Genomic DNA, 1,559 nt, shown 5'->3' with positions numbered 1-1,559 from the left:
CTGATATGACTCCCGGTGTCAATGGGGATCGGTTTTTCGGTTTCTCTGGTTCAGATTGCTGGAATTTCCTGAGGGCGACGTAGCAGTAAATCTCGACGGTGGATCAAGCTGATATCCGCGGGTTGGGTACCGCATTACAGAGGTCCGCCCAATGAGCCTGCCGCTATCTAGTGCCGCAAGTCGGATGCTATCCGTTGCCTAGTCTTGTCGCGGGTTACTCGTGTGCCGGGCTACGCCGCCTTCAGGAAACTCCTCCGCCAGTTGTCAGGGTGGTCAGGGTTCTCCGATCGTTGCATCACGCTGTGAGTCCTTCGTGCGGTACCGCGAGCGACATCGCAAGCTGACTGATGTCCCAGATGAACCCGGCGAGTTCGCGGGCCACCGCGACCACCGCGATGTTCTTCTGCTTGCCGCGCGCGACGAGCTTGCGATAGCGCCGGCACAGGCGCATCTGTGCCTCCCACGCCCGGTCCACGATCGGTTTGGGGATGCCTTCCTGGCGGCGCTGGATCTCGGGGCTCACGCGCGCCGGATGCTGGTAGCTCCAGGCGGCCTCAATGAGCAGCTTCCTTGCATAGCTGTTGCCGTTCTTCGTGATGCTGCCCTGGCGGCGCTTCTCACCTGACGAGTGTTCCGACGGCGTCAGGCCCAGCCAGGCCATCAGCTGGCTCGGATGAGCGAAGCGCGACAGGTCGCCCAGTTCGGCGAGCACACCAACAGCCATGGTGAACTGCACGCCGCGCATCGCCTGCAGGGCCAGCACGACCGGATAGAAGCGCCAGTTGAGCACCGCCTCGCGCAACGCTTCCTCCAGACGCGCACATTGCGCCAGGCGGTCCTCGATCGCGCGCCGCTGTTCCTCAAACGCAAGCTGTTGCCAGACGCTCTCAAAGGCAAACGCGCTCACCCAGCGCCGGTGCGCCGGTCCCCAGTCGGCGCGCCCGGTATAGCGCACCCCGTGCAAGAGCAGAAAGGCCTTCACCCGTTGCCGGGCGCGCTTCAGGTCGTCTTTGGCGCTCACCCACGTGCGTGCCAGATCCCGGAACGCTTCATCGTCCACCGTGGGCACGTAGATCGATGAGAGGTCACCGGCGCGCAGCGATCGCACCAGCTTGATCGCATCGCGCCGGTCAGTCTTGACCCGTTCGCCCGGTTTCTTTGGAATCAGCGATGGGGCGCACACCATGCACCCGAATCCCCTCTGCACGAGCTGACGGTAAAGCCCGTAACCGCACGGGCCCGCCTCGTAGACAACGCAGACGTGCCGTGCCTTCGACTGAAGGCGCCTGCACAGGCGATCGACATCCGCCTGCGTCGTGCCGGTCTTGCCCAGCAGCTCGACTTCGCCCATACCGCGCGCATACGCGACCGTGATCGATTCCTTGTGTACATCGAGCCCGACGTACAGCGTAGTGCTATCGTCTTCCATGCTGGCCTCCGTGCCGGAAATCGCCGGGTGCGGCCCTGTCCGCACCGTGCGGCTCTGGCAGCAATGCTAACCCGCGTCTGATTCCTCACGGCAGGCCAGCCTTTGCTCCACGGGAGTCATACTGTCTAGT

At 63.6% G+C, this 1,559-nt stretch carries 1 protein-coding gene; it reads right to left on the bottom strand.

The genetic code is table 11. The annotated features are described in order from the left end of the window. Window positions 1-295: 295 nt before the first annotated feature. On the bottom strand, window positions 296-1,429 hold the full coding sequence (locus DWV00_RS33495) for an IS110 family RNA-guided transposase (protein ID WP_115537902.1): 1,134 nt from the start codon (window positions 1,427-1,429) through the stop codon (window positions 296-298). Window positions 1,430-1,559 lie beyond the last annotated feature (130 nt).

This window comes from Trinickia dinghuensis, assembly GCF_003367175.1.
Lineage (GTDB): Bacteria > Pseudomonadota > Gammaproteobacteria > Burkholderiales > Burkholderiaceae > Trinickia > Trinickia dinghuensis.
Note: the sequence above shows the minus strand (reverse complement) of the source record. Positions and strands in the feature narration are given on the sequence as shown.

What these genes read in the sequence shown, in the direction of transcription:
- DWV00_RS33495 (WP_115537902.1), bottom strand. Translation starts at nt 1,429, where the DNA reads ATGGAAGACGATAGCACTACGCTGTACGTCGGGCTCGATGTACACAAG.